The organism is Kiloniella sp. (assembly GCF_048259265.1).
GTDB lineage: Bacteria > Pseudomonadota > Alphaproteobacteria > Kiloniellales > Kiloniellaceae > Kiloniella.
Window position 1 is genome coordinate 52,156 of the sequence record NZ_JBLXHT010000007.1, and the last position, 26,665, is coordinate 78,820.

A 26,665-nucleotide genomic window follows, 5' to 3' on the forward strand; every position below is an offset into this window, starting at 1 on the left:
AAGAACTAAAATCTATTCGGTGGCTCTAAAAGTTGATAACAATTGCAACAAAACAAAGTTTGCCCACATGTTCCAATCTGCCAAGTATATCATCACAACTATCATATTAAGGCGATGTGTCTTCACTCAAATTAGTAGCGATAGAAAATGATTCTATATATGCAGTGATCTTATAGGTGACCTATTTATCACGAGATAATTTCCCAGCTGCCATTAACCTGTTTACATGCCAGACCTTCGATCCTCTCTAACTTTCCATTAATTTTCACAGTGTGTCGATAAGATCTGCACCCATTATTCTGATGAGAGTCATTAAACACGCTTATCGCACCAGATACACCATTCGCATTCCAGTAAAAGGCTCGTCCATCTGAAATAGATACTGCTGAAATAAAGGCGCTCTCAAAACGGGCGCGCTGTAACGAAGTTAATCGATAAAAATGCCTCTGCTTTAACTTTTTCTGTGTATAGATAATGTTAATGGGACGCTTTCGTTTTACACGATGAGACTTTTTAATCTTCTGAACAGGCGGAGCATATTTGTGAGATTTCACAATATGAGGTTTTTGGACATGCTTGCCCTTAGCGGGCTTCGCAATTGCCACATTACTGACAAGACTGGATAAAAGTAATGCGGTTGCTGGTAAGATAACTTGATAGAGCTTCATAAGACGCCTCTCTTTTTATGAGTATAGAGTTAAAACGTCTGCGATATAAAAACCCGTCGCTATGAAAAATCATGCCTATAATTTACCACTTGAACGATAATTATAGTTTGCCTACTCAAAGACATCCGTTAGAAAATAAAACGTAAAATAATATGATAGCCCCTGAAACCAATTAATCTTTAATATCAATAAGTAAATCTTCGAGTACATCAAATATTCTTGGGTTCTGAGATTGCGCTGCATTAAAACGAATATAATTATCAGCCGACTGTGTGATGCTGAAAACACTACCTGGTGCCAGAATGACATCACGGGCCAAGGCTCGTTGTGCCAAGTCCGCTGCATTCACACCTTCGGGCAGTTCGCACCAGAGAAACATGCCCCCACGCGGTTCGATCCACGGCTTGATCCCAAACTTGGTCAGGCGGGCAGCCGTGGTGCCCATTGTATCGGCCAACTTTGTTTTCAGAGTATCCAGATGTTTGCGATAACTGCCATCTTTCAGAACAGATAACACTAGCTCGGCAGAAAAATGCCCCGCACCGAAAGACGTAGCGATACGCAAATCCACCAGACCATCGATCCAGTCCGGCCGCGCAATAATATAACCACACCGTACAGAGGCAGAGAGTGTTTTAGAGAAACTGCCAATATGAACAACACGTTCTAATCCGTCAAAGGCAGCATAGCGCGGCGCGTGTTCATGTTCCAGATCTGCAAAGATATCATCTTCAATAATGGTGAGATCATGTTGCTCAGCAAGCTTTAAAATCCGGTGAGCCACAACAGGGGACAACGTTGCCCCCGTGGGGTTATGCAGACCAGAGTTGGTGATATAGAGCTTTGGCTTGTGTTCAATCAACGCCTGTTCAAATGCCCCCACATCAGGTCCGTTTGGGGTAAAGGGGACTGAGACCACCTTGGCACGATGTGCCCTTAACAGTGCATGAAAGTTAAAATAACAGGGATCATCGACAACCACGCAATGCCCCGGTTCCAGCAAAAAACGACAAAGTTGATCAATAGCCTGGGTGCCCGACCCTGTGAGGATTATTTGATCCGGGCTGGCATCAATACCATATCCCCCTGCCCGTCTGGCAAGAAACTGGCGCAATTCTGACAATCCCAATGGAGATCCATATTCAGTCAGGATCGTATCATTTGCCCGCGACAACGAACGAAGCGCCTTGCGGATAGACGTTTCCGGCATCCACGATGCAGGCATCCACCCGCACCCCGGTTTCAGGAAGTTCCCTCCGGCATCCAGCGACTGGCGCGATACCCACAGGGGATCAACCTCACGGTCCAGTTTCGGGCCGATCTCTGCCAAAGACAAAGGTGCCAACTGTCCCGCAACATAAAACCCTGATCCCGGTCGCGAGGTGATAACTCCTTCGGCAGAAAGACGATCATAGGCATCGACAACCGTTGATTTGGAAACCTGCATATCATCAGCAAACCGTCGGATAGAGGGTAACTTGGCCCCCGGCGCAAGTGTGCGGCCCGCAATTCTTTGTCTGATCGCATCCATGACCCGCTCAACCAGTGTCGTTTCTTCTACCAACATCATATCTGTACCTATTCTGTAACCAGTACAGTTCAATCAAACTGTACTTAACTGTATCTGGTACACTTTTCTTTAGCAACCTACATAAGTACCGAGGCCCGGGTAACACCCTTATCCCCCTTAATTGCATTTCGGCCCCCAATTCCTCATGGGTCAACAATTGTTAGGATGTTAGGTTATGAAGAACATAAACAAAGGCTGGCTATACGGCTTTATTGGCATGACAATTTTCAGTGCTTCCCTGCCTGCAACACGTGCTGCTGTTGGTTCTTTTGACCCTATCTTTCTGACGTTGGCCCGGGGAAGCATTGCAGGATTACTCGGTCTCTCCCTTCTCTTGATGTTCAGGGAAAAACGCCCACAGGCAAAAGACCTGCTTTCTTTGTTAATTGTTGCTCTTGGTGTTGTTATTGGCTTTCCCCTGCTCACGGCCTATGCGTTGGAACATGTCACAGCCGCACATTCGACTGTCTTTATTGGCTTGTTGCCGCTTGCCACAGCTATCTTTGGCGTTCTTCGCGGGAATGAAAAACCACAGGCGATATTCTGGCTGTTTTCAATCCTCGGGTCCGGCTTGGTTGCCGGTTACGCCCTTATCGAAAGTGTCGGATCATTCAGCCTTTGGGATTTTCTGATGTTTGCCGCAATCGTTCTCTGTGGGCTTGCCTATGCCGAAGGAGCAAAACTTTCACGGCGACTTGGGGGCTGGCAAGTAATCTCCTGGGCGCTTGTGCTCTCTCTCCCAATTATGATTCCAATCACTTTCTACACCATGCCCACCAGTTTTGTAGGTGTTACAACACCAGCATGGATCGGTTTGGCGTATGTGTCCCTCTTTAGCATGTTGATTGGCTTTATCTTCTGGTATCGCGGACTGGTCGAAGGCGGGATCGCCTCTGTCGGTCAACTCCAACTACTGCAACCGTTTTTCAGCCTGATCTTGGCCGCGCTTCTTTTGAACGAAACCGTTAATCTGGCAATGATGATTGTAACACTGGCTGTGGTTCTATGTGTTGCCGGGGCCAAACGTTTTGCACAAAAGAATGTTTCAACTGAACCAGCCATGCCCAAACTCGCGAATGTTCGTGGCACCGAATAAGCTTTTCCAAGAAACAAACAACCCATCATCAAGCTTATGCCCTATAGTAGGATTATGTCTCAATAGCAGGATTATGTAGTGTCATATCAAGACTTACCCCCTTATCTTTCGACCATCGCGGTTTCTTATGCTGCCTATCTTATCGCGACAATAAGCCCCGGCCCCGCCAATCTGGCAATCATGTCCACCTCTATGCGCGAAGGACGCACGCCGGGACTAATGATGGCATGCGGCGTTATTATCGGGTCAATGACATGGGGTCTTCTCGCCGCATTTGGACTTTCAACACTACTGTCGTCTTTTGGTTGGTTGATGACAGCCTTTCGTATAGTTGGCGGGACTTACCTGTTATGGCTTGGATATAAGTCATTAAAATCCGCTTTGGGGTCCCAAACACCACAGGCGATGAAAACGGATAAAAACCGGAGCAATACACAATATCTTCTTCTCGGTCTGGGTATTCACCTGACAAACCCAAAATCCATCTTCGCGTGGCTATCCATCATAACTATCGGGATCACACCCGACGCATCGACGGATCTTAGCTTTATAATCGTTGGGGGTTGCGTTTTCTTGGGCGTTTTTGTCTTTGGAGGTTACGCATTGGCCTTTTCCACACAAAGAATGATTGATCTCTATCGTTCATTCAGACGCTGGATAGAAGGTACAGCCGCGTTGATATTTGGATTTGCTGGCTTCAAGTTGCTAACAATGAAATAAAGTATCAGATTTGCCCTACCTGAAACAGATGCCTCTATAAACCTATACTTTAGAAACATCCAAAAAAAATCGACTTGAAGCAAAGATAACACCGTGCAATGAAATACCTAATATAATAAAAATCTGTACATAATACTGTGGAGTATAGCAGAAATGCCTTGGGTTTATTTGATCTTAGCCGGTATTTTTGAATGTGGGTGGGCGATTGGCCTGAAGTACTCAGAGGGATGGACCAAGCTGGTTCCCTCTCTTCTGACAATTATCGCCATGGCAATTAGTTTTTGGCTGCTATCTGCCGCAATGAAAACCATTCCGGTTGGAACTGCCTATGCGGTTTGGACTGGTATTGGTACTGTTGGTGTAGCCGTTTTAGGAATGATGCTTTTTGGTGAAAGTCACGACATCATGCGCATCATTTGCCTGCTGTTAATCGTAACAGGCATTGTTGGTTTAAAAGTTTTTTCACCGGCATGATTCGCGGACATGATTCTTGGCCACAGCTCACCAGCATGAAGAGAATCAAATCCCAAAAAAACCTTCTGAGCAGAAACATACTTTTATATTTTAAGACATAGGACTTCCGTAAATATTACTTGCACATAACTAGGGTCCAGGCCCTAGCTGGTGTTTACGTAAATATTTTCATAAGAAGCCGTACAAACCCAAACAAATCAAATTTGTTGAGATTAAATCTACATTAACACTTCTGCATACAATGGTATGTAAGAATTTTAGTAGAAATTGATTTAGGGCGAATACATGACTACCGATAACGTTAAAAACAGAGAGATAGAAATATCAACTCTTCCCCACTCTTCCAGCAAAAACTTTTTTGTGAATATGAAAGTCGGCAAGAAAATAGGATTGGGATCAGCCCTTACCCTCTTTCTTCTCGCTGTTGTTGGTTTCATTTCTTATTACGGAACATCCCAAGCTGAGAAAAATTTTTCAGAGTATCGTTCATACGCCTTACAAACTAATCAAATGGGACGAATTCAGGCCAACCTCCTTACAGCAAGGCTTTTCGCAAAAGATTACATTAAAACGAACAAAGACTCCTCTGCCGAGAAAGTTTCACAACGTATTCAGACAACAGTAAACTTAATCGAAGACTCTGGCGAGCTATTCAACCGTCCTGAAGCTTTAGAGCAGATGAAGCAAGCCGAAAAAGACATGCTCACCTATCAAAGTTCATTTCAGGAAGTCAGAGAGTACGTTAATAAACGGAATAATCATGTTGAAAAAATGAACACCATTGGGCCTCTGTCAGAAAAAAGCCTGACAAGCATCATGGAAAGTGCTTATGCAGATGGGGATGCTTCTGCCAGCCATATGGCCGGCGTAACCTTAAGACATTTATTACTCGCGAGACTATATGCAACCCGTTATCTCGTTGATAATACCGATGCTAGTGCAGAACGTTCTATATCTGAACTGACAAGCTTCAACGCCACAGCAGAAAAAATGCTACAAGAGCTTCAAAATCCAACTCGAAGAAAATTAGCCCAGAAAGTAAAAGACCTAGCAAGCCAATATCTTGTCACATTCAAGGAAACTGTTGTTATTATCAGCAAGCGCAATACCATAATCAAAGGAACTCTAGATGTAATTGGTCCTGCTCTTGCGGACGAAACTGAGCAGCTTAAATTACAGAACAAAGCTCTCCAAGACGAGCTCGGACCACGTGCGCTAAAATCCATGCACGAAACAGTATTGATTACTGCAATTATTTCAATTGGCGCAATTGTCATCGGCATAATTCTATCCTTTTTAACAGGACGGATGATCGCAGGCCCAGTTAACAACATGACCTCTGCTATGAACAAACTAGCTAACGGAGACCTTGAAACTGCAATTCCAGCGGTCGGCCAAAAAGACGAGATTGGCGATATGGCAGAAGCTGTTCAAGTGTTTAAGGATAATGCCATTGCTGTGAAAAAAATGCAGGCAGAAAAAATAGAGCAGGATCAACTGATAGAAGAAGAAAATAACCGTAGAACAAACGAAATGGCAGATAGGTTCGAAAGTAGTGTGGGATCTATTATCAGCACAGTATCTTCTGCGGCTACCGAGCTGCAACATACGGCTCAATCAATGTCTTCGACTGCCGATGAAACAAATACGCAGTCGAACACTGTTCGTTCAGCTTCAGAGGATGCCTCTTCAAATGTCCAGACTGTTGCATCTGCAACGGAAGAACTCTCAGCTTCGATAGGAGAAATTAATCGCCAGATAGAAGAATCAACAACAATTGCACAAAAGGCGGTTAATGATGCAGATACAGCAAATGAAAATGTTAAGGGGCTTTCAGACGCAGCTCAAAAGATTGGCGAAGTAGTTGGGTTAATTTCAGATATTGCAGAACAGACCAATTTACTCGCCTTAAATGCAACGATAGAGGCGGCAAGAGCAGGAGAATCTGGAAAAGGTTTTGCCGTTGTTGCCAGTGAAGTTAAGTCTCTTGCCAATCAAACGGCAAAAGCAACAGAAGACATTTCAATTCAAGTTACTCAGATGCAAAATGCAACGGATGGCACCGTACGTTCTATCGAAGGAATTACCGAAATCATCAAGAACATAAGTACAAACACGACATCCATTTCCGCAGCAATAGATCAGCAAACAAGTGCAACTCAGGAAATATCAAAAAATGTCCAGGAAGCAGCCATTGGTACGCAACAAGTATCAACAAATATAACAACCGTTCAAAGAGCTGCGGAGCAGACCGGCGCGTCATCAAACGAGGTTCTCGAAGCTGCGGGTGAACTTTCAAAGCAATCAGAAACACTCAGATCTGAAGTGGATAACTTCATTCAAGGATTGAGAGCTTCATAAGGTAAATAATAACAGAAAACAGGCCAAATCATATGAATTTGGCCTGTTTTGACCATCAAAGGTTTTGTATAGATATAATCGGGGAAAAATTACTCAACCACTTCAATTTCGCCGTCAGCATCGATCCAGTCTTTTATCGCACCCAAATTGCGAACATTTTCATACCCCATATCCATCAGCACCTTACCACTCAACGCAGATCGCCCGCCTGATGCACAGTAGAGTACGATCATTTTATCATGGGTTAGTTCTTTCTGATGCATCGGCGTTGTAGGGTCGGCCTTAAATTCCAGCATGCCGCGGGAAATATTAATCGCCCCCGGCACGATACCTGTTGCCTTCAGTTCCTGTGCATCCCTGACATCAATAACAACAACGTTGCTTTGACCTAATACTTCCATTAACCCGGCGGGACTAATTGTTGGCACTTGCTTCTTTGCTTGTGTCACAATCTCCACTACGGACTTAATCATAACCAAATTCTCCTTTAAGCCTCTCTGATTCGAGAATAACTCATTTAACTTACACGACACCCCAATAGATTTACGTGAAAATTTTATGTCAGGCCCTAAGTTTAGAAAACGAAGCTTTCATTATTATTACCCCCCATGATCGTATTTCAAAAATATTTTACAGCCATAAATCATCAATTTTATAATTTTCAACTAGATAAAAATATTCTCTGGTCAGGCAGATCAACACTTTGAATTGAATTCCCCAGTAAAAAAAGGTATTATTTTTTCATTACTGGGGTTGAAGACAGTTGTTCCCCCACTTTTCCACAAACATGCGTAGTTGTCTTTTAATTTGTTTAAAAGAGGTCATTTCATGTCTTTGTCAAAACTGTCATTACGAAATATAAAGCTGGCTTACCAAGTCAATTTAACAGGAATTATTGCCTTAATCGGTTTTATTATTGTTGGTGGCATTCTATTTACCAGTTCACAAACTATCCTTTCCTCACAGGAAACACAAACTCGGTCATCCAATGCCATGGAACTGGTCGCCAGTGTTAAGTATGAATTCCTGAACGCACGGCGTCGGGAAAAAGATTTCCTGATAAGGTTGGATGAAAAATACATTGGTCAGCATGCAGAGGTCATTACCAAGGCAAGTACCCAATTGGCGGAGCTTAAGGGACTGATTAATTCACCAGAAGTACGAACAGAACTCGACAAAACCCAAGAGGGCATCGAAAAATATCAAACACAGTTCGAAACGGTCACCCACGACTGGAAAAAAATGGGCCTCACCGAAGAAGAAGGGCTACGCGGAAAGCTTAGAAATTCGGTAAGTAATGTCGAAACCAAACTACAAGAATTTAAAAACGATCTCTTGCTTGTAACCATGTTGATGATGCGACGTCATGAAAAAGATTTTCTATTGCGTTTAGAAGATAAATACATCGGCCGTATGGATACACGTTTCGAAGAATTCAGCGCCGATCTGGCAAAAGCAGATATCCCTGCTAATGCCAAAACAGAGCTAACAGAGCTCATTTCATCATACATTACTGACTTTAAAGAATTGGCTGCAACACGATTACAAACAGAGGCTGACATTAAAGTACTCAGTGCGATTTTCGCGGAAATGGCCCCGCACTTTGATATCGTATTCAACTACACCCAAGAAAATTTTCATCAAGCTGTGAAAGAAGGAACAACCGCAATTTCCGACAGTCAATTCCAAACCCTGTCAATGATCGTTGTCATTACTTTAATCGTATTTGCAGTTGGAATGATTATCGGCAAAGGCATCACGACACCACTTCAATTGTTAACAGATAGCATGACAAAGTTGGCCGGCGGCGATAAAGAAACAGACGTTCCCATAACAGAAAGAACAAATGAGTTGGGCGAAATGGGCCGAGCTGTTCTTATTTTCAAAGAGAATATGATTAAAGCCGAAGAACTTGCGATTGCCCAGGCTGCAGATCAAGCAGAGCGGTTGAAACGATCCAATAGTATTAACCAGTTGACCGAAGACTTTGAAGCCCAAATAAAAGCGATACTTGGATCTGTTGATGGTGCGGTTCATCAAATGGAAGATACGGCAAGTTCAATGAACAATTCCGCGGATCAGGTCAGTCAACAATCCACTGCCGTGGCCAATGCCGCCAACGAAGCATCTGCAAATGTACAGACCGTTGCCTCGGCATCAGAACAGTTGGCAGCCTCCATTAAAGAAATCGGCATGCAGGTCAGCAAATCAACCCAAGTTGCTTCAGATGCAGTTACCCAGGCCAACGAGACAAATACTGTGATTCAGGGACTGGACCAATCTGCTCAAAAAATTGGCGAAGTTCTTTCCCTTATTAACGATATCGCAGAACAAACTAACCTTTTAGCGCTGAACGCAACAATCGAAGCTGCGCGTGCTGGCGAAGCTGGCAAAGGTTTTGCCGTTGTTGCATCTGAAGTTAAAAATCTTGCCAGCCAAACATCCAAGGCAACGGACGAGATTGGTACTCAAATAACGGGTATTCAAAATGCCACCAGTGATGCCGTTGCAGCCATCGGCTCTATAGGTAAAACCATTGGGAATATGGATGAAATTGCTTCGGCTATTGCTGCGGCAGTTGAACAACAAATGGCTGCGACCCAGGAAATTGCCCGCAATGTTGAAAGAGCAGCAAGTGGAACTGAAACTGTGACCCATAATATCAACAATGTCAGTAACACCGCCAAAGAAAGTGAAGTCGCCGCTAATCAAGTCAAACAGGCATCGGTCGAACTGTCGGGAGAATCAGGCAAGCTTAATTCTTATGTCTCAAGTTTCATTGATCAGGTAAAAGCTGCTTAGAACCTAACAATTAACAACGATTGCACAGGACGAGGTTACACTTTGCCCCGTGCAGTTGCTGCACTAGTTCCAAAACAAATAGATGTAATACACAAGATGACAAGGTTAGTGAATAAACTCAGGCCCAAGCTATGATGTTTGCAAACCGTTACAGATTAGCGAGATATTTAATGAAAAGCAGTGTTCAGATTAGCGAACTCGCCAATTTTTCGTTCCTTTAGGATCAGGCCATTGCATTCCTTATCAAGGGCCAGGTATTCCTTACCAAAGATTTTTTTGAACTCGTGGAAATCTTCTTCCGTATTCCAATAATCCACCGTCAGATACCGCTGAGGGTCTGTTTGATCCTGAACCAGCTCTGTTCGGATATAGCCAGCGCCCATGGTAAAGAGCTGTACCCAATCCCCTTCATCACCGTAAAAATCTTCAAAATGGTTATTCGCGCCATCTTTGACGATAAATTCCCATATATAACAATATGACTGCTCGGGCATCATACGCCCCCTTCACCGTAGAATGGCGCAACAAACTCTATACTTGTCTGGAATCTCTGATACCTGTTGGGCATAGACAAAAACCCCAGCCTTCAAAATAGTTTAAATGATTTCCTGTATTCTAGAAATATTCGGGCAAAATCTTGGCCAAATTATCCCGGATGCGTTCCCGTAAAGGCTGATCAAAGCTTTCACGCTTGAATGCCTGACCAGTTACACGCTCAAACAAATTGATGTATTTTTCACTGAAAATTTCCAACGTATCGTCGGGAATTGCAGGGATATCATCTTTATAAGGGTCACAACGTTGACTAACCCATAAACGCAGAAACTCTTTATCAAGGCTTTCCGGCTCGTGCCCGCTATCCATCCGCTCCTGATAGCTTTCTGCAATCCAGTAACGACTTGAATCCGGCGTGTGGATTTCATCCGCCAAAGTAATGCGGCCATCCTGATCAACGCCAAATTCATACTTTGTATCGACCAAAATCAATCCGTTTTTCGCGGCGACTTCGCGACCACGCGCAAAAAGAGCAAGGGATAAACGCGCCAGCTCGTCCCAAACATCTTTGGATAAAATCCCCTGTTCAACAATTTGAGTCGCCGTAATCGGGGCATCATGATCACCCTGCGCGGCTTTTGTTGTCGGGGTAATAATGGTTTTCGGCAGCTTCAGGTTCTTTTTAAGGCCTTCAGGAAAATCATGCCCGTAAAGCTTGCGTTCGCCGCGTTGATACATGGGCCAAATAGACGTTTCGGTGGACCCCGTCATGTAATCGCGTACAACCATCTCAATCGGCAACATTTCCAAATTGCGACCAATCACAACATTAGGATCTGGAAAGCTAATCACATGGTTAGGGCAAATATCTTCAGTTTGTTCAAACCAGAAACGGGCCGTCTGATTAAGAACCTGCCCTTTGTGGGGTACTGCCGCAAGAATACGATCAAAAGCAGACTGTCTGTCCGTCGCAATCATAATACGGCGACCATCCGGCAGATCATAAGCATCACGTACCTTGCCTTGATAGTGCTTTGGAAGCTCAGGGTAAGTCGCGTCAGTAAGCCTATTTACTAGCGCCTGTTGAAAGTCCCGATTTTTGTCACCCATCGCGATGATATCCCTACAGATTGTATTCTTGCACAGGGTATCTGTGTCACCACATCAGATCCCGGTTATGATTTGGCTTAAATATCACCCCTAATGCCTGATCACAAGTTCTTGTATAGATCTGACACAAACTGAATTTCCAATTCAAATCATTTGTGTCATTATCAAGCCTTACAGTTATTATGACTGTACTTCATATTTAGGATACAGATGCTAGAGTTTTCTTACCCCGAACAACAACAACTCTATGATTACTGGAATTCAAAACGCGAGGATCGCTTTGCCCCAAGCAGAGGAGACATCGATCCCATCGACTTCCCTCACCTTCTTCCCAATCTTTGCATTTATAAAATTCACAGAAACCCTTTACGATATGAAGTTACGTTAATGGGGACAAGAGTCGTGGAAATATGGGGCGTAGATTACACAGGAAAATTTGTCGAAGATGTCCTTCTCGGCCCCGTTTATGATCAAGTCACGGAACAGTTCAGACATATTGTAAATAACAAAGAGCCAACATTGCACGACCTTGATGCGAACTGGCTAGACAAGGATTACATCAAATATTCACGCCTGATGCTGCCCTTGTCGGAAAATGGAATTAATGTTGACCGCCTACTTCTCAGCGTTGTTCTACAAACCAAAGGTTCGTCATAGGTCTGGATATACTTTAGCCTAATTACCCCAGTTAGGCTGGTAATCAAAATCTTTGAATTTTATTACCCTAAAATTAAGGCGCCTTTGAAACTTTCGGAATTGGGACTGCTTATCCTATGTTTATTTAGATTGTTTTCCAAGGTAATCCATCAGGACACGGTAAGATCCAAGAATATGTTCTCTGGTTCTTTTGGCCGCCAAAGCGCCATCCCTTTGTAAACAAGCTTCCAGAATATCATTGTGTTCACGTCTGGCGACCTCCATCCCATTGGTCAGAACCAATTGCGCACGTAAATAGGAATCAACCCGATCAATCGCCTCGCCAACCAGCTTTAGATGATAAGGACGTTCGGCATCTCTATACAAAGTTTCATGAAACAGACGGTTCCACTCTCCCCATTTTGATGCATCTGTTTCGGTTGAGAAACTATCACAATACTCCTTAGCCTCTTCCAGTGTTTCCTCGCTCATATTGGCAACGGACTTTTCGATCACTATTGGCTCCAGATTGGCCCTGATCTCGTAAATCTCTTCCATTTCAGCGTGGGATAACGGAGATACGACATAGCCCTTATACCGAAGCGATTGCACAAGCCCCTGTGCTTCTAATCGCTTTAATGCTTCACGAACCGGAATACGCGATACATTGAACAGTTCTGCGATATGCGCCTGTCGCATCGACTCCCCGGCCTGAATCTGTCCGCTAATAATGGAATCCCGCAATGCATCGTAAATAATATCCGACGAAGACGCTGTTTTTGCCAAATTAGTCGCAAAAATTTTCATCTTTTTTCCTCTCCAGAAATTATTTTTTGTGCCGCCAAAAATCTCTTTTTTAACAAAGGCATATTTTTATTTTTCTCATTTTCACCCACCAAATTTTGGTCAAATCTTGGCCAAATTTATTCAAACCTGAAGGACAATATAAAAATTTATATTGAATATTGTATACAATCTGCATTATACAATGTGTAGGTCACCAAAACCAGCCAAAAAGATCTGGATCAGGCCTCTCCCTTATTTTGGCCCCGGCCTTACTAAGGAAGTTCAACAGACACACGGGGCCTTAACTCGGAATTTAAAGGCCCCGGATTTAACCGGACTTAAAAAGATAACGACAAGAAACAAGCTCAACAGTTGGAGAAAGAAATGATTAAAAATATGATGAAGACACTTGCGCTCGGCGGCTGCCTGGCTGCATTTGTTGCTCAACCCGCGGCACTCGCAGACAAACTGGATGACGTGATCGACGAAGGCGTTCTGCGCTGTGGTGTTGTTCTAGACTTTCCACCAATTGGATACCGCGATGCCAATAACGAACCAGCTGGCTTCGATGTTGAATACTGCAAAGACCTCGCCGCTGCGTTGGAAGTTGAACACGAAATCTTACCGGTAACATGGGCAGAACGTTTGCCTGTTATCGTAACCAACTCTGCTGATGTTGTTTTTGGTGGTACATCTGATTCCCTCGCCCGTGCCAAAACCGTTGGCTTCTCTATTCCCTATGCAATTTACTTTGCACAGGCTGTTGTAGGTAAAGACACCGGCATCAAAACTTTCGAAGACATGAAGGGCAAACGTGTTGCCGCTGCGGTTGGTACGGTTCCGGAACAGGAATTCCTCAAAATTGCAAAAGAATGGGGAACAGAAGATCTTTATCAGGGATACCAAAGCGAAAACGAAGTTTTTCTGGCTGTCGCCCAGGGTAAAGCAGACGTTGGCATCACAACAAATACGGCGGTTAAGCCCATTGTTGAAAAGTATGACACAATTTCCGCAGGACCGCGTATGCCGTGGACCACGGACTACACATCGGTTGTTGGCCCCCGCAAGGACGTTACATGGCTTAACTATCTGAACCTTTTTGTGACCCATCAGGTACGTTCAGGCCGTTATCAGGAATTGTGGAACACTTATGTCGGTGGCGAAGCACCAGAACTCCGCATCCCCGGCGTTCTGTACTAAACCTGTTTATATCTGACATATGTGATCTAAGGGGATGTTTGGCTATCATGACAATATCTGATTACACACCAGACATCCCTCTTCTTGACTTTCTTTTCGGCCCAGATTTTGGCTCACATTCAGGAAAAACAAGATTGAGTGTGATTGATCGGTATTTTGCCGGGATTGGCCCCGATAATCGCCCCGGAAATAGTCGGAGTAATACTTGTGGATTATAATTTTCACTGGCGTCCGGTATTCAGAAAACTACCGGAATTGCTAGAAGCTGGCCTCTTAACGTTGGAAGTCGCAGTTCTATCAATGGTGCTCGGCATCACGATCGGGCTAGGATTAGCACTTCTTCGTATGAAAGGACCAACTCCGCTGCGCCAGATTGCAACAACCTGGGTTGAGATCGCCAGAAATACACCGGCCCTTTTTCAGCTGTTTTTCTTTGGCTTTGGCTTGGGCGCATTTGGCCTACACCTCTCCCCCTATTTAATTGTCTTGGCGGGATTGACCTTTAACAATGCCGGGTATCTGGCAGAAAACTTTCGCGGTGGCTTTCTTGCCGTACCGGAAACACAGGTTCGCGCGGCAAGATCATTGGGTATGACCGCGGTACAGACGTACGTACGCATCATCATCCCACAGGTTTTGAAAATAGTTTATCACCCCATGACAAACCAAATGGTTTGGGCTGTGTTGATGAGCTCGCTTGGAATGCTGGTTGGCTTCCGCGAACTATCTGGGGAAACGCAGTTCTTTGCTTCTAAGACCTATCGCATTTTCGAATACTTCGCCGTGACGGCCGTAATTTACTACGTCATCGTCAAAATCATTCTTCTGGCATCAAACCTCGTTGCCCGACGTCTGTTCAAATATTGAGAAAGGACAAATAGATGAGTAACTCTGCATCCTTTTTCACTGACTTCCAGGCAACAGACCTACTATTCCTCGGAGAAGCCGCAGGTCGCACACTGGGCATTTCAGCCGTATCAATCACTATCGGCACAATACTTGGTTGTATCTTTGGCTGGGCGCTTCAAGCATCAAGATGGTTTGCCCAGGCAACTATTGGAACTATTCTGGACGTATTCAGATCCGTCCCTTTGATTATTCAATTAATCCTGTTTTACAACTTCTTCCCCATCATTGGGTGGAAAATGGGTCCCTTTGCGGCTGGTGCTTTTGTTTTGAGCCTCTACACCGCAGCCCTTGTTGCCAATGTTGTTCGCGGTGGCATTGATGCCGTTGGTATCCCCATGCGTCGTGCGGCAAGATCACTGGGTATGTCCTATTGGCAGGATTTGAGATATGTGGTCTGGCCCATTGGATTACGGGCCGTCTTCCCATCTTGGGTTGGCGTTGCGTTAAGCGTAATCAAGGATAGTGCGTTGGTATCTGTTCTTGGATATCTGGAATTGCTGCGCGCATCCCAAATTTTGATCACCAGAACTCAAGAACCTTTTATAATTTTGGCATGTGCCGGGGCATTTTACTTTGCCTTGTCTTACCCGCTATCCAAATACTCCAAAAAGCTCGAAGAAGGTTGGACCTCATGATAGAGATCAAACAACTCCATAAATATTTCGGGGCTCTCCATGTCCTACAGGGGATCGACCTGAATGTCAGCAAAGGCGAAGTTCTGAGCATTATCGGATCTTCCGGGTCTGGAAAATCAACCCTGCTCTATTGTATCAATGGCTTGGAAGAAATCCAGCAAGGTCAGGTTGTCGTTGACGGAACCACCGTTCATGACAAAAAAACCGACATAAACAAGCTACGCCAACGCTTGGGCATGGTTTTCCAGCAATGGAATTCGTTCCCTCACCTCACCGCTTTGGAAAACGTTGCGTTGGCCCCCAAGATCGTCAAGAAAGTATCAAAAGACCAAGCAAAATCCATTGCTGAAAAACAACTCAAGCATGTTGGTCTGGGTGATAAGCTGGATGTTTATCCCTCTGCTTTATCTGGCGGACAGCAGCAACGTTTGGCCATTGCCCGTGCCTTGGCTATGGAACCAGAATACATGTTGTTTGACGAAGCAACGTCGGCATTGGACCCCGAATTGGTAGGTGAAGTTCTGGATACCATGCGACTTCTGGCCGAAGAAGGTATGACCATGATTTGTGTCACGCACGAAATGGGCTTTGCCCGTGATGTGTCTGATCGTGTTGCCTATTTCCATCAGGGCGTCATGGAAGAAGTGGGTTCACCAGAACAGATTTTTGCTGGCCCCCAATCAGTTCATACACAAAAGTTTTTAGCGAACGTCCGATAGGGAGTATTCTTCTTTCGGACACACCACCCATTAACAGTTTTTATAATCAGTACAGGAATAAGACCATGTGGAAAGGCGTTATCCCAGCCGTCACGACAAAATTTGACGAAAACGATAATCTAGATCATGCAGAAATGAAACGCTGCTTTGATTATCAAATGGATGCAGGTTGTGATGGCCTGATCGTCGCAGGATCTCTTGGCGAAGGCTCTATGCTTTCCAAGGACGAAAAAATTGCCGTTCTAAAAACAGCAAAAGCGTCCACAGGTGACAAGCCCGCGATTATGACCATCAACGAAGCTGCAACCCGTGACGCCTGTGCTATGGCTCAAGCATCGCAGGAAGCTGGTGCAGATGGCATTATGCTTGTCCCGAGCCCGATCTACCACACAGACCCGCGCGAAACCGTTGCAAGCATGCGTCAGGTTGCCGAAGCAAGCGATCTGCCGATCATGATCTATTCAAACCGTGTTGCTTACCGTGTTGATGTAACGCCGGAAATCATGGAAGAGCTGGCAGATGAAAAGCGTTTTGTTGCGATCAAAGAAAGCTCTGATGACATTCGTCGCACGACTGAAATCATCAATAAGTTCGGTGACCGTTTTGATGTTTTCACAGGTGTTGATAACCTTGGCTACGAAGCTCTCAGTGTTGGTGCAATCGGTTGGGTTGCCGGACTTGTGGTTGCCTTCCCGAAAGAAACAGTTGCGATCTACCGCTTGATGCAGGCTGGCCGTAATCAGGAAGCGCTTGAAATTTATCGTTGGTTCCGTCCTCTGCTTGATCTTGATGTTTCCACGTACCTTGTTCAGAACATCAAGCTCGCTGAACAGATTGAACTCGGCTCTAACGATCGTTGTCGTATGCCACGTATGCCATTGATTGGCGCACAGCGTGAACGAGCAGAAAAGATTATCCGCGATGCTATTGCTTGCCGTCCGGAACTTCCTTCTCTCGCATAAATATCTATTCTCAAGGTCCCCCTATCACTTGAGGTAACTTGTTGAGAGTAACTTGGCTGGGCGAGTTCTGCTGTCTCGTCCAGCACCTTTTTATATAAATCAGTATAAAAAAAAGACGCAATTCAGATACAATAACGACATAACAAAACGCGGATATATAAAATCGCTCCATTTGCCAAGGGTTCGTGAGAAACCCACACGCATAATCAGGTCAGAGACAGGTCATATCATGGATAATTATTTTCCCTCTATTCTCAATGACGCCATCGGCCCTGTTATGCGCGGCGCATCCAGTTCCCACGTTGCCGCAGCCTATAGAATTGGCCGGCTGGGCCGCGATTATATGAATGGCGATTTATCCAAAGTCCTAATTGAATACGACCCTAACGGTTCCCTGGAACCCACCCATGACAGTCAAGGCTCTGATATGGGGCTCTTTACCGGATTGATGGGCTGGGACATTACCGATGACCGCATGGTTGATGCCAGAAAACATCTTGAATCTACAGGTACAGATGTTGAAATCGCCATAACAGACTATGGCGCAACACACCCCAACACCTACAAACTCACGCTGATAAATGATACTGAAAGCTGTTGTATTTTGGCGATTTCAATCGGCGGCGGCATTATTGAAATTATTGCCATTGATAATATCAAACTTTCGCTCTATGGCGATTACCATGAAACCTTTATCTGGACCGAAGATACGACCCTTGATCAATATCTAAACGACTTGCCCTATGTAGATAGTGTTCACACGCACCAAGGACTGCAAGGTCGTGTCCTGCAAATAAAAGGACAAAGAGGCGTTTCAGCACAAGATTTACCCGTCGGAACAGATATAAAAGCCTTAAAAAATCTCAAACCTATTCTGCCTGTTGGTAGCTCCACTAAAATGGATCTTCCCTTCACAATCAGTGAAGAGATGATGTCCTACAACAAAGATAAAAATCTCTCACTTTGGGAACTGGCCCTAAAGTATGAAAGTGCCCGGGGCAATATACCTGAAGAAGAAGTATTCGAGAAAATGCGCGACATTGTTCGCATACTCGAAAAATCCATCGCGGACGGTATCAAGGGCACACAATACATGGATCGGATTTATCCCGCACAGGCCCCCGCTTTCAAAGAAAAACAATCAAGTAACAGCTTCCTCAATATGGGTCTGTACAATGATGCAATTCTTGCGGTTACAGCCTTGATGGATGTTAAAAGTTCTATGGGTGTTATTGTAGCGGCACCAACCGCAGGATCTTGCGGCACTCTTCCCGGTACTTGTCTTGGCATCGCCACAGCCCTGAACATGAACGAAGACCAAAAGGTCAAAGCCATGCTATCCGCAGGGCTTATTGGTGTTTTCATTGCTCGCATGGCCACGTTTTCTGCTGAAATCAGCGGTTGTCAGGCTGAAACAGGGTCCGGGTCTGGCATGGCAGCGGCTGGATTGGTCACTTTGCTCGATGGTTCTCTGGAACAATGTATTGCTGCTGCGTCCATGGCTTTGCAAAATACATTTGGTCTTATATGTGACCCCGTTGCAAATCGCGTCGAAGCCCCTTGTCTTGGTAAAAATGTAATGATGTCTGGCAACGCTTTATCCGCAGCCAACATGGCGCTGGCAGGATTTGATCATCTTATCCCCCTTGATGAAGTCATCATCGCAATGCACAAGGTCGGACAGTCCCTGCCCTGCGAGCTGCGTTGTACGGGCAAAGGTGGCTTGGCAATGACCCCCACTGCAAAAGCCTTGGAAAAAGACTTGGAAGAAAGATTTGGCAACAAAACTTGAAAAAAGCCCTAGACAAAGGCCCGAGACAAAAAAACGAGAAAGGAATTTAAGAAACCTGTCTCAACAATAATTGAAGCAATTGCTTTCGAGTAAGGTCAGATCAGTCTATTCAAACTTACAAACCAATATTTCTTTTGTGCCAATTTTTATCATCAAAATTCTGAATTTCAATTTTGTAACCATGGGGGCTTTCGAACAAAGAACTATAAACTGAAAATTTCTCTGAATGTCCGGGGTCTTTGATATATTTAACGCCCTTTGAGGTCAGGAACTCATGCCAGCCATCCACATCGCTGGACACAATCGTAATCATAACTCCTACCTGAGAACGCGGTCGATCAGGCAAACAACAGACCCCCAGAAAACTTAAATCAGTCAGCCGATAGATATGACATGCCCCCTGATCAACGACAAATTCCAGTTCCATCGTTTCGCGAAAGAATTTCGATGCAATATCAAGATCATCACAATAGGTAAAAACAATAGATTGATTTATCTCTGGACGGGCAGAAGTCTTCTTCATTTTGCTTTACTCGCTTACTTCTCATACTCATTTTAATGTTTGTGAACACTTGCTGAATAGCAAATTTAGCTACAATTAGAACTAACCATAACGTCGACCAGCATCAAATCAAATGTCATATCCCCAGGACATGTGCATACGAGCCTATTATCTAAGTAGGTCACGCTAAAATCATCAAGCAATCTGGCTTCTGGCTTTAATATCCCAATGACGTCCTCTGAATTCCAAGTCAGTACTATCTGCCCCTGAAATGCGGGATAAGGCCCCAAGTATGAACTTAACGTCACCAACGTCATCAACCATTGGCAGATGAATAGCTTCAATCAAAATTGACTGATACTTAGATGACTGAATTTCTTCTTGAGAAACATAAGCCATACGCTTGGCTGCTGCCTCTTCATAGCTGGCAAGAATGATTGCAGCACTATCCCCGAAAGTACTCTCATCAACGTATTTATCTGTAAAATACTGTCCCAGAGAATAATTCAGATAAGTCCCCTGCAACCGCACAAAAGCAGCGAAGGGATTATATTCCAGCTGTACAAGAAAAATATGTGGCAAAAATCCCGACGGTATCCTAACGGGATCAAGCGCAGATTTCAGGGGTAAGCCTTCACAGGTCGGTAAAGATCGCCAATAATCATAAATACCCTTCACAGGGGGCGTCAGTTTAAGGATATTATTGGGGTTTTCCACGAAGCAACGTCCTGCAATCACTTTTCGTTTCGGGCGATGTGACAGTATACTACAATATAGTATTAACTATAAATAAGATTTCTACCCAAAAGTAACATTTTAGAAATAAGCGATTGATATTACGAAACTTAAAGTAAACATAGCCCTCACCCCTTTAAGGGTTAGCCTCAAGGTTCATTTGGCGTCTACAATAATAAAGTTTAATAACTCAGGGATTATGCGATGTTACTAATCGCCTTGACGTCCCAACGACGCCCTCTAAATTCATGATCATGGTTTGTCACCCCGGAAATCCGAGATAAAGCCCCAAGAAAATAATTAACGTGCCCTTCTTCATCAACCATAGGCAAATGAATGGCTTCGATGAGCATGGTTTGCCCGGATAAACCATAAACCTCTTCGTGGGATACATAGGCCACACGTTTTTGTGCTGCTTCCTCGTACCCCGCCAAAATAGCTGAGGCGCTATCACCAAAGGTACTTTCATCAATATATCTATCGGTGAAGTATTCCCCAAGAGAATGATTAATATAAGTACCTTGCAAACGTATTAAAGCGGCAAAAGGGTTTGCTTCTAACTGAACAAGAAAGACATGGGGTAAAAGTTTTGTTGGTATATCAACAGGATCGAGACAAGACTTTAACGGTAATTCTGCGCATTTTGGCAAAGACAGCCAGTACTTGTACATTCCAAGAACCGGAGGTGCCAAATTATCAAGATCAGCGAATTGTTCCACAATGAAATCCCATGCCACCCAAAAAAAACAGAACCACTTTTTGAATAATATAGGTAATATTTGGATTTTATAAAAGTTAAAATTCAACTATAGGGTTGCATCACTATTATTAAATAGCATCGCTATTATTAAATAAAGGTCAGGTATCGTACTCCACCCCGACCTTAGATAATATTTTGTAAAATAGCTTTACGAATACCGTCCCTTTGCTGCTCATCAACTGAAAGGTTCTTGGTTTCGCCGCCTGCTAAGCTTTTGTCACTCAATTCATTACCCAGATTAAGGTTCGCCTGTAACTGACTGCTATCACCGTTTTCAACATCAGTCTCATTTGCTGGCGTAAAGTTTTCTGCGACTGAATTCTTAACATTTTCATCTATGAGCTTGGCAATTTTCTCTTCGATCTTTTTACGGTCTTCCGGTGACATATTTTTGAGATCTTCTTCGGTCAATCCAAGAGACCTTAATACCTGGGCACGCATTCGCTCACCCGGTGTCTGCCCGATGATATCTTTAAAAGCCGCTACTGATTGTTCGTACTGCCCTTCGTCCGGTGCCGCTGGGTTTAGATATTGGCTCACATCGGCATCCGGCACAGCCGATGCAATTTGCTGGGCATAGAAAAGAGTTTGCGACGTCTGTGTTCCGGCAAGGTTAATGGCATCGGTTGTTGTCGCAACCGGGTCATTTTTACCCCCCACAATGTTCTGCGCGGTAAGATCTTTATAAGATTCAGCTACACTTTCTGCCGCACTCTTATTCGAAGAGTAGGCAGTTTTTGCCAGGTTATAATCTCTGGCGGCTTGAACCTTTGTTAACTTCAATTGCTCTTCGACTTGGCTAACCCTGCGGTTTGCCTCTATCACAGCGTCTGTTCTACTTAGCAGCATTGCTCTTATCCATCAGTATGAATAGAAAATACACACCACGTAACAAGCAATTTGTGTGCCACCAACGAACAGCCTCTACTGAGACTTAGGCACAAAGTCAGTAACACTTTGCCCCTATGTAAAAATGTAAAATTTCATGCCCTGAACACATTCGGAAACAAGATCAAGCGCAAAGAATTAATGCGGGAAAACACTAATATCGTAACAAAGTAGCCGCTTAAGACGAATTTATCTGAATATTTCACATTTGCCCGAATATCTCACAGGGAATTATGTGATTTTATCCTTGCAACTACGGCTGTAAATCCTACATTGACAGGCATAAACAACAACGAATAACTCTCAATAAATAACTTTGCGGAATTTCATTTCATGAAAAGATCAAAATCCTTAAAACTTGCCCTGATGGGAGCAAGCGTTCTGGCTCTAAGTGCCTGTGAAGAACCCCAGGATGTCGCTATCTTTGAGAACGTCGACCAATGTTCTCAGCAAGATGGTTTTGATCGCTCTGCTTGCGAAGAAAACATGAAATTGGCCCAAGACGAACACCTGAGAGTTTCGCCTAAATATACATCCGTAGAAGATTGCGAAGCCGATTTTGGCTCAACACAGTGTGAAATTGCACCCGTACAGACATCAAGCGGCGGTTCAGTATTTATGCCGTTAATGATGGGCTATATGATGGGCAACATGCTCAGCGGCGGGTCCCGTGTTGCAACACAACCCCTTTATAGATCTGCGGATGACCCGAAAAGCTTCAGAACAGGTGATAACCAAAAAGTTGCCGGGAAAACAGGCATTTCAAAAGTTCCTGCCAATGTTGCAAAAGCCCCCACAACGAAGACAAGTACAGTCAGACGTGGCGGATTTGGTGCCAGTGCCCCCAAGATGTCATCTTCACGCCGCAGCTTTGGTGGCTAAGGCTTTTCGCGCCTCAGCACCCTCGACTCTAATATTTTCGGGTCTTAAAGCTCTTAGACCCGACTACTCTCGCCTTGTACAAAACGTCCGATACTAGGCACATCACTAGGCACACCCAATTTTAGGCCCCCAAATTTTAGGGATAGAATAAATGCAACGCATTTCGCTGGAACAACGCGAAGACTGGAAAACACAAGCGGAAAGTCTTGGTTTTAACTTCCACACAATTGACGATGCACCCTATTGGGATGAGGGCGCCTGCTATCGCTTTAGTCTAGAGCAAATAGAAAACGACATCGAAGATCCAAGCGAAGAGATTGAAAACCTCTGTTTCGAAGTTGTTCAAAGAGCCATCAATTCAGAAGAAATACTGACCAAGCTGGCCATTCCTGAAAACTTTTGGGACTACATACGTGCAAGCTGGTTTAATCAGGAAAAGAACCTCTATGGTCGTCTAGATTTTTCCTATGATGGGAAAGGCCCCGCCAAGCTTTTGGAATATAACGCCGATACGCCAACATCACTTTATGAAAGCTCTGCCTTTCAATGGCTTTGGCTTGAACAGGCAATGGAGCTTGATCTGATTCCCAAGGGCTGTGATCAGTACAATTCCATTCATGAACAACTTGTCGAGGCTTTCCAAAATCTTCACCGCAACAAAGACATTGATGGAAAGTTACATCTCGCGTCCTGCCAGGACGCACCTGAAGATGAAGGAACTGTTCGTTACCTTGAGGAATGCGCCGTCCAGGCTGGACTTGAAACCAGCTTCCTTCATATGGAAGAAATCGGCATAGATGAAAACGGCCACTTCACCGACCTTGACGATATGGGCATCCGAACCCTGTTCAAGCTGTATCCATGGGAATGGATTATGACCGATGACTTCGGTAAGGCTGTTCCCAAAAGCGGTGTGACCTTTATCGAACCAGCATGGAAATCAATTCTATCGAACAAAGGTCTGCTTCCGCTGTTATGGGAAATGTTCGAAGATCACCCTAACCTTTTGCCAGCTTTTTTCGCCAACGACCCCCGCGCTGTAGATCTTGATGGTGGCTACGTCAAAAAACCACTATTTTCCCGCGAAGGCAGCAATATAGAAATGGTGCGCGAGGGAGAACAGCCCCTAAAAATAGAAGGCCCATATGGGGAAGAAGGCCACATCGTCCAAGCGTTGCACCCCCTGCCAGTATTTGAAGGCAATCACACTGTGATCGGGTCCTGGCTTGTCGCGAGTAAACCTTGCGGCATGGGCATACGTGAAGACAATTCCCCCATTACCAAAGATAGCTCCCGCTTTCTCCCCCACGTGATCTACTGATTTTAGCTTACCCCCAAAACCTAATGAACTGGTGGCCTTTTGAATTTGGCAATTTAACTAATCGACTGGGTCGCTTCTCACCCAAGGCGGCCATAAAAGGTTAATCGCGCGGACTCTGAAAGTGCTATTCCCGGCTCAGAATTATAGGCCAATACCACTAACATACGGGTACGACTACCTTCGACCGGGGCAACCCGATGAATAGCATTTCGACCACGAAACAGAACAAGTGCACCGGCCCCCATCGAAAGCCGGCTAACGGGCGTTTCTCCGTCAAGAACGTTCCCAACACCATCAAAATTCATTTCCCCACGATCGGCATCGCGTAAATTCTCTACATACTCAAAAGCACCACCGGCTTCGGGTTCTTGTATCATAAGGGTTGTCGCAAAAGACGAATTGTCGAAATGCCACCCCAACTCCTGACCTTTCCGGGCATAATGCAGATTAATCGACGACAGAGGATCAGCGTATTCATACAACGCCTTTTCTTTTAATACAGTACACAGAAACTTTTGAAATTCCGTATCATGATAAAGCGTCTGCAAAGGCGAGTTCGGGGGAATTTGGTCATCTGTAATACACCCCTTAGAGGAAGTAACCAGACGATTTCGAGGGTGATCATTCGCAAAATTCGGGTCTTGAGGGCTCAGATATACAGTATGTTTTTGCTCGCAAAAATAAGCTTGCCCTTCGCTTCGCTCGCCCTCTGATTTTATCTGAGTAACAGCATCAGGTAACAAAAAACCTTCCAGAACCAAGGCCCCATCCTGATCAAGCGTTTCTCTGCAGGACTTTACAAAAGCCTGATCCGAAATTGGGTGTTTTTGTAAATCGATTATATTTGCCACACTCATCCTGCGTTCCTTTATTTAGTGTTATTGCATTACCCTATTGCATTTTATGAATAAGAAAAACATTGTATAATCTTACCAAAAAGAAAGAAAAATATGGTTAGATATACAATCAAACAATGTCATTATTTTGCGATCGTCGCAGAACAAGGTGGTATTGCCCAAGCTGCCCGTGTCCTAAATATCTCGCAACCGGCAATCGCCCAAGCAATTGACAAATTAGAAGAAATTACCGGACTTCAATTGTTTGACAGACAACATGCAAAGGGCATGTCACTAACCATCGCCGGGCGGAGTTTCCTTAAAGAAATTCACGGTTTCCTCAAACATGCCGAAGCTCTTAATCGAAGTACTGAAAACATTGCCTCAAATTTACAAGGCACGATCAGGTTAGGTTGCTTTCAATCAATTGCCCCATTCCACATCGCCCGACTGGTCAGTCGTTATAGCAAACATATGCCCCAAATAAGGATTGATGCCCAAGAGCATTTACAAGAAGAACTTATTTCTGGAATATTGGAAGAAAAAATAGATTTGGCTATCCTCTATAATCTAGATCTAGACCCTTCTGAACTGTCTTGGCACGTTCTTACTAGACCACAACCCTATATTCTATTACCAGAAGATCATCCACTGGCCTACCAATCATCGTTAAGCTTACAAAATTTAGCAGATGAACCCTACGTACTATTCGACGCTCCTGGTAGTCGCGAATATTTCTTTGCTATTTTTTCAGCACATAAAATCACCCCAAAAGTTGCTTTTAAATCAACGTCACTGGAATCTGTCCGCAGTGCTGTCGGACATGGCTTGGGATTTTCCCTTCTTACAATGCGTCCACAAACGAAACAAACCTATGATGGTCACCTTGTCGTTCCAATTAAAATTAAAGAAAGCATCAATCCGACCGAAATTGTGATTGCCCACAAACAAAATATATTACAGCCTGAAATCCTTACTTCTTTCATTAAATACTGCCGTAACGACTTCAAAGAAAAAGAGTAATTTTCAAAACGAATACCATAGTATTCACACAACAAAAACAAGTGAACAAACAATACTATTGATTGATTTTATTACATAAAGTATGACCAAGACAGAGAAAGCACTCGCAACATTGAAGTTGAACTTATTTACGGAAAATCATGATAAAAATTCAAAACCATATTCCAGTTCTTGCACTCATCTTTTTTGGCATCGCAACTATTGGCAATGCCGCGACATCAAGTGCGAATGAGATTTCGCCGGCTGATTGCCCGGTTCAGGTAGACAGCAAATTTGTAGAAAAAAAATCACGTCAATCCTGCGTAAAACATACGGCAAGTGATAATAAAAGTCACTATTACCTCAGTTCATGGGTATCCAAAGAAGAATCCCTTTTTAGCAGTATTTATTATCAGCCAATCGGCGGCAATCAATACTGGACAAAAAGGCCAAAAATTGAAAAAAAGCATGTAAAGAACTGGACAATTTTTGAGAAGGTTGAATTGAGTGATATTACGGAAATATCTTGTAAAGACCACACTTGCTTTTCTTTTAAAATGCCAGATGATTTTGCAGAATGTTTATGGTTTGATCGAAATCTAAACAAAACTGGCCGTCTATCCGGTCATGGAAATAAAAACGGTGTTCTACGAGGTTTTCTCTGTCGTTCAAAAACAGGCGACCTTTATACGTCAGATGAAGCAATGAAATTTTTGACCTCAATTTCGGCAAAATAGAAATTTCGAAGAGAGAAGATATCGACGCCTTATCTAGCCGGGATCTTCTCTCTCTTTTTATACTAGA

Annotated in this window: 28 protein-coding genes; 17 read left to right on the plus strand and 11 right to left on the minus strand. The window is 44.1% G+C overall.

Annotation, left to right across the window (positions count from 1 at the left end; genetic code table 11):
• Positions 1-188: 188 nt before the first annotated feature.
• The gene (locus ACN0QW_RS12275; protein WP_417431896.1) at positions 189-668 is read right to left on the minus strand and encodes a hypothetical protein; all 480 of its coding nucleotides are present in this window, start codon (positions 666-668) and stop codon (positions 189-191) included.
• Between the two features lie 172 nt (positions 669-840).
• The gene (locus ACN0QW_RS12280) at positions 841-2,238 is read right to left on the minus strand and encodes a PLP-dependent aminotransferase family protein (RefSeq protein WP_417431898.1); all 1,398 of its coding nucleotides are present in this window, start codon (positions 2,236-2,238) and stop codon (positions 841-843) included.
• Between the two features lie 175 nt (positions 2,239-2,413).
• Between ACN0QW_RS12280 and ACN0QW_RS12285 the strand changes: the two genes are divergently transcribed.
• From ACN0QW_RS12285 to ACN0QW_RS12300, 4 genes are all read left to right on the plus strand, one after another.
• A complete protein-coding gene (locus ACN0QW_RS12285; RefSeq protein ID WP_417431900.1) occupies positions 2,414-3,334 on the plus strand; it encodes a DMT family transporter in 921 nt (306 codons plus the stop codon).
• A 78-nt stretch (positions 3,335-3,412) separates the two neighbouring features.
• Entirely contained in the window at positions 3,413-4,054 is a 642-nt protein-coding gene (locus ACN0QW_RS12290) for a LysE family translocator (protein WP_417431902.1), read from the plus strand.
• A 153-nt stretch (positions 4,055-4,207) separates the two neighbouring features.
• A complete protein-coding gene (gene sugE / locus ACN0QW_RS12295; RefSeq protein WP_299375204.1) occupies positions 4,208-4,528 on the plus strand; it encodes a quaternary ammonium compound efflux SMR transporter SugE in 321 nt (106 codons plus the stop codon).
• Between the two features lie 285 nt (positions 4,529-4,813).
• Positions 4,814-6,889, plus strand: coding sequence for a HAMP domain-containing methyl-accepting chemotaxis protein (locus ACN0QW_RS12300; protein WP_417431905.1), 2,076 nt, complete (start codon positions 4,814-4,816; stop codon positions 6,887-6,889).
• A gap of 89 nt (positions 6,890-6,978) precedes the next feature.
• Here the strand turns inward: ACN0QW_RS12300 and ACN0QW_RS12305 are convergent, their stop codons facing one another.
• On the minus strand, positions 6,979-7,362 hold the full coding sequence (locus tag ACN0QW_RS12305) for a rhodanese-like domain-containing protein (protein WP_417431907.1): 384 nt from the start codon (positions 7,360-7,362) through the stop codon (positions 6,979-6,981).
• A gap of 355 nt (positions 7,363-7,717) precedes the next feature.
• Between ACN0QW_RS12305 and ACN0QW_RS12310 the strand changes: the two genes are divergently transcribed.
• Positions 7,718-9,691, plus strand: a complete 1,974-nt coding sequence (locus ACN0QW_RS12310; RefSeq protein ID WP_417431909.1) for a methyl-accepting chemotaxis protein — start codon at positions 7,718-7,720, stop codon at positions 9,689-9,691.
• A 167-nt stretch (positions 9,692-9,858) separates the two neighbouring features.
• Here ACN0QW_RS12310 and ACN0QW_RS12315 read toward each other — a convergent pair whose 3' ends face one another.
• Positions 9,859-10,188, minus strand: a complete 330-nt coding sequence (locus ACN0QW_RS12315; protein ID WP_417431910.1) for an antibiotic biosynthesis monooxygenase family protein — start codon at positions 10,186-10,188, stop codon at positions 9,859-9,861.
• A gap of 118 nt (positions 10,189-10,306) precedes the next feature.
• Positions 10,307-11,296 (minus strand): phosphoribosylaminoimidazolesuccinocarboxamide synthase, encoded by a 990-nt coding sequence (locus tag ACN0QW_RS12320; protein WP_417431912.1) that lies wholly within the window; start codon positions 11,294-11,296, stop codon positions 10,307-10,309.
• A 210-nt stretch (positions 11,297-11,506) separates the two neighbouring features.
• On the opposite strand from ACN0QW_RS12320, the gene ACN0QW_RS12325 reads away from it, so the two are divergent.
• On the plus strand, positions 11,507-11,953 hold the full coding sequence (locus ACN0QW_RS12325) for a PAS domain-containing protein (RefSeq protein WP_417431914.1): 447 nt from the start codon (positions 11,507-11,509) through the stop codon (positions 11,951-11,953).
• A 120-nt stretch (positions 11,954-12,073) separates the two neighbouring features.
• On the opposite strand, the gene ACN0QW_RS12330 is transcribed toward ACN0QW_RS12325, so the two are convergent.
• Positions 12,074-12,739 carry a GntR family transcriptional regulator gene (locus tag ACN0QW_RS12330; protein ID WP_417431916.1) on the minus strand — a complete coding sequence of 222 codons (666 nt, stop codon included), beginning with the start codon at positions 12,737-12,739 and terminating at the stop codon, positions 12,074-12,076.
• Positions 12,740-13,102: 363 nt separating this feature from the next.
• Here ACN0QW_RS12330 and ACN0QW_RS12335 point away from each other — a divergent pair, with 363 nt between their 5' ends.
• From ACN0QW_RS12335 to ACN0QW_RS12365, 7 genes are all read left to right on the plus strand, one after another.
• A complete protein-coding gene (locus tag ACN0QW_RS12335) occupies positions 13,103-13,918 on the plus strand; it encodes a transporter substrate-binding domain-containing protein (RefSeq protein WP_417431918.1) in 816 nt (271 codons plus the stop codon).
• 47 nt (positions 13,919-13,965) lie between these two features.
• On the plus strand, positions 13,966-14,136 hold the full coding sequence (locus tag ACN0QW_RS12340; protein ID WP_417431920.1) for a hypothetical protein: 171 nt from the start codon (positions 13,966-13,968) through the stop codon (positions 14,134-14,136).
• Positions 14,126-14,785, plus strand: coding sequence for an amino acid ABC transporter permease (locus ACN0QW_RS12345; protein ID WP_299373224.1), 660 nt, complete (start codon positions 14,126-14,128; stop codon positions 14,783-14,785). Before ACN0QW_RS12340 ends, ACN0QW_RS12345 begins: the two co-directional genes overlap by 11 nt.
• 14 nt (positions 14,786-14,799) lie before the next feature.
• Entirely contained in the window at positions 14,800-15,462 is a 663-nt protein-coding gene (locus ACN0QW_RS12350; RefSeq protein WP_417431922.1) for an amino acid ABC transporter permease, read from the plus strand.
• Positions 15,459-16,181 carry an amino acid ABC transporter ATP-binding protein gene (locus ACN0QW_RS12355; RefSeq protein WP_417431924.1) on the plus strand — a complete coding sequence of 241 codons (723 nt, stop codon included), beginning with the start codon at positions 15,459-15,461 and terminating at the stop codon, positions 16,179-16,181. Before ACN0QW_RS12350 ends, ACN0QW_RS12355 begins: the two co-directional genes overlap by 4 nt.
• A 65-nt stretch (positions 16,182-16,246) precedes the next feature.
• On the plus strand, positions 16,247-17,143 hold the full coding sequence (locus ACN0QW_RS12360) for a dihydrodipicolinate synthase family protein (RefSeq protein ID WP_417431926.1): 897 nt from the start codon (positions 16,247-16,249) through the stop codon (positions 17,141-17,143).
• A 229-nt stretch (positions 17,144-17,372) separates the two neighbouring features.
• A complete protein-coding gene (locus ACN0QW_RS12365) occupies positions 17,373-18,935 on the plus strand; it encodes an L-serine ammonia-lyase, iron-sulfur-dependent, subunit alpha (RefSeq protein ID WP_417431928.1) in 1,563 nt (520 codons plus the stop codon).
• A gap of 115 nt (positions 18,936-19,050) precedes the next feature.
• Here ACN0QW_RS12365 and ACN0QW_RS12370 read toward each other — a convergent pair whose 3' ends face one another.
• The 4 genes from ACN0QW_RS12370 to ACN0QW_RS12385 form a co-directional block, all read right to left on the minus strand.
• Entirely contained in the window at positions 19,051-19,458 is a 408-nt protein-coding gene (locus ACN0QW_RS12370; RefSeq protein WP_417431930.1) for a VOC family protein, read from the minus strand.
• Positions 19,459-19,632: 174 nt separating this feature from the next.
• Positions 19,633-20,154 (minus strand): PAS domain-containing protein, encoded by a 522-nt coding sequence (locus tag ACN0QW_RS12375; protein WP_417431932.1) that lies wholly within the window; start codon positions 20,152-20,154, stop codon positions 19,633-19,635.
• Positions 20,155-20,369: 215 nt separating this feature from the next.
• Positions 20,370-20,891, minus strand: a complete 522-nt coding sequence (locus tag ACN0QW_RS12380) for a PAS domain-containing protein (protein WP_417431934.1) — start codon at positions 20,889-20,891, stop codon at positions 20,370-20,372.
• 164 nt (positions 20,892-21,055) lie between these two features.
• The gene (locus ACN0QW_RS12385) at positions 21,056-21,781 is read right to left on the minus strand and encodes a hypothetical protein (protein ID WP_417431936.1); all 726 of its coding nucleotides are present in this window, start codon (positions 21,779-21,781) and stop codon (positions 21,056-21,058) included.
• Between the two features lie 372 nt (positions 21,782-22,153).
• Between ACN0QW_RS12385 and ACN0QW_RS12390 the strand changes: the two genes are divergently transcribed.
• Complete coding sequence (locus ACN0QW_RS12390) at positions 22,154-22,702, plus strand: DUF1190 domain-containing protein (protein ID WP_417431938.1); 549 nt, start codon at positions 22,154-22,156, stop codon at positions 22,700-22,702.
• A gap of 151 nt (positions 22,703-22,853) precedes the next feature.
• Positions 22,854-24,023 carry a glutathionylspermidine synthase family protein gene (locus tag ACN0QW_RS12395; RefSeq protein ID WP_417431940.1) on the plus strand — a complete coding sequence of 390 codons (1,170 nt, stop codon included), beginning with the start codon at positions 22,854-22,856 and terminating at the stop codon, positions 24,021-24,023.
• 77 nt (positions 24,024-24,100) lie between these two features.
• Here ACN0QW_RS12395 and ACN0QW_RS12400 read toward each other — a convergent pair whose 3' ends face one another.
• Entirely contained in the window at positions 24,101-24,880 is a 780-nt protein-coding gene (locus ACN0QW_RS12400) for a 2OG-Fe(II) oxygenase (RefSeq protein WP_417431942.1), read from the minus strand.
• Between the two features lie 93 nt (positions 24,881-24,973).
• On the opposite strand from ACN0QW_RS12400, the gene ACN0QW_RS12405 reads away from it, so the two are divergent.
• The gene (locus tag ACN0QW_RS12405) at positions 24,974-25,882 is read left to right on the plus strand and encodes a LysR family transcriptional regulator (protein WP_417431943.1); all 909 of its coding nucleotides are present in this window, start codon (positions 24,974-24,976) and stop codon (positions 25,880-25,882) included.
• Between the two features lie 140 nt (positions 25,883-26,022).
• Positions 26,023-26,598, plus strand: coding sequence for a hypothetical protein (locus ACN0QW_RS12410; RefSeq protein ID WP_417431945.1), 576 nt, complete (start codon positions 26,023-26,025; stop codon positions 26,596-26,598).
• Positions 26,599-26,665: the final 67 nt, after the last annotated feature.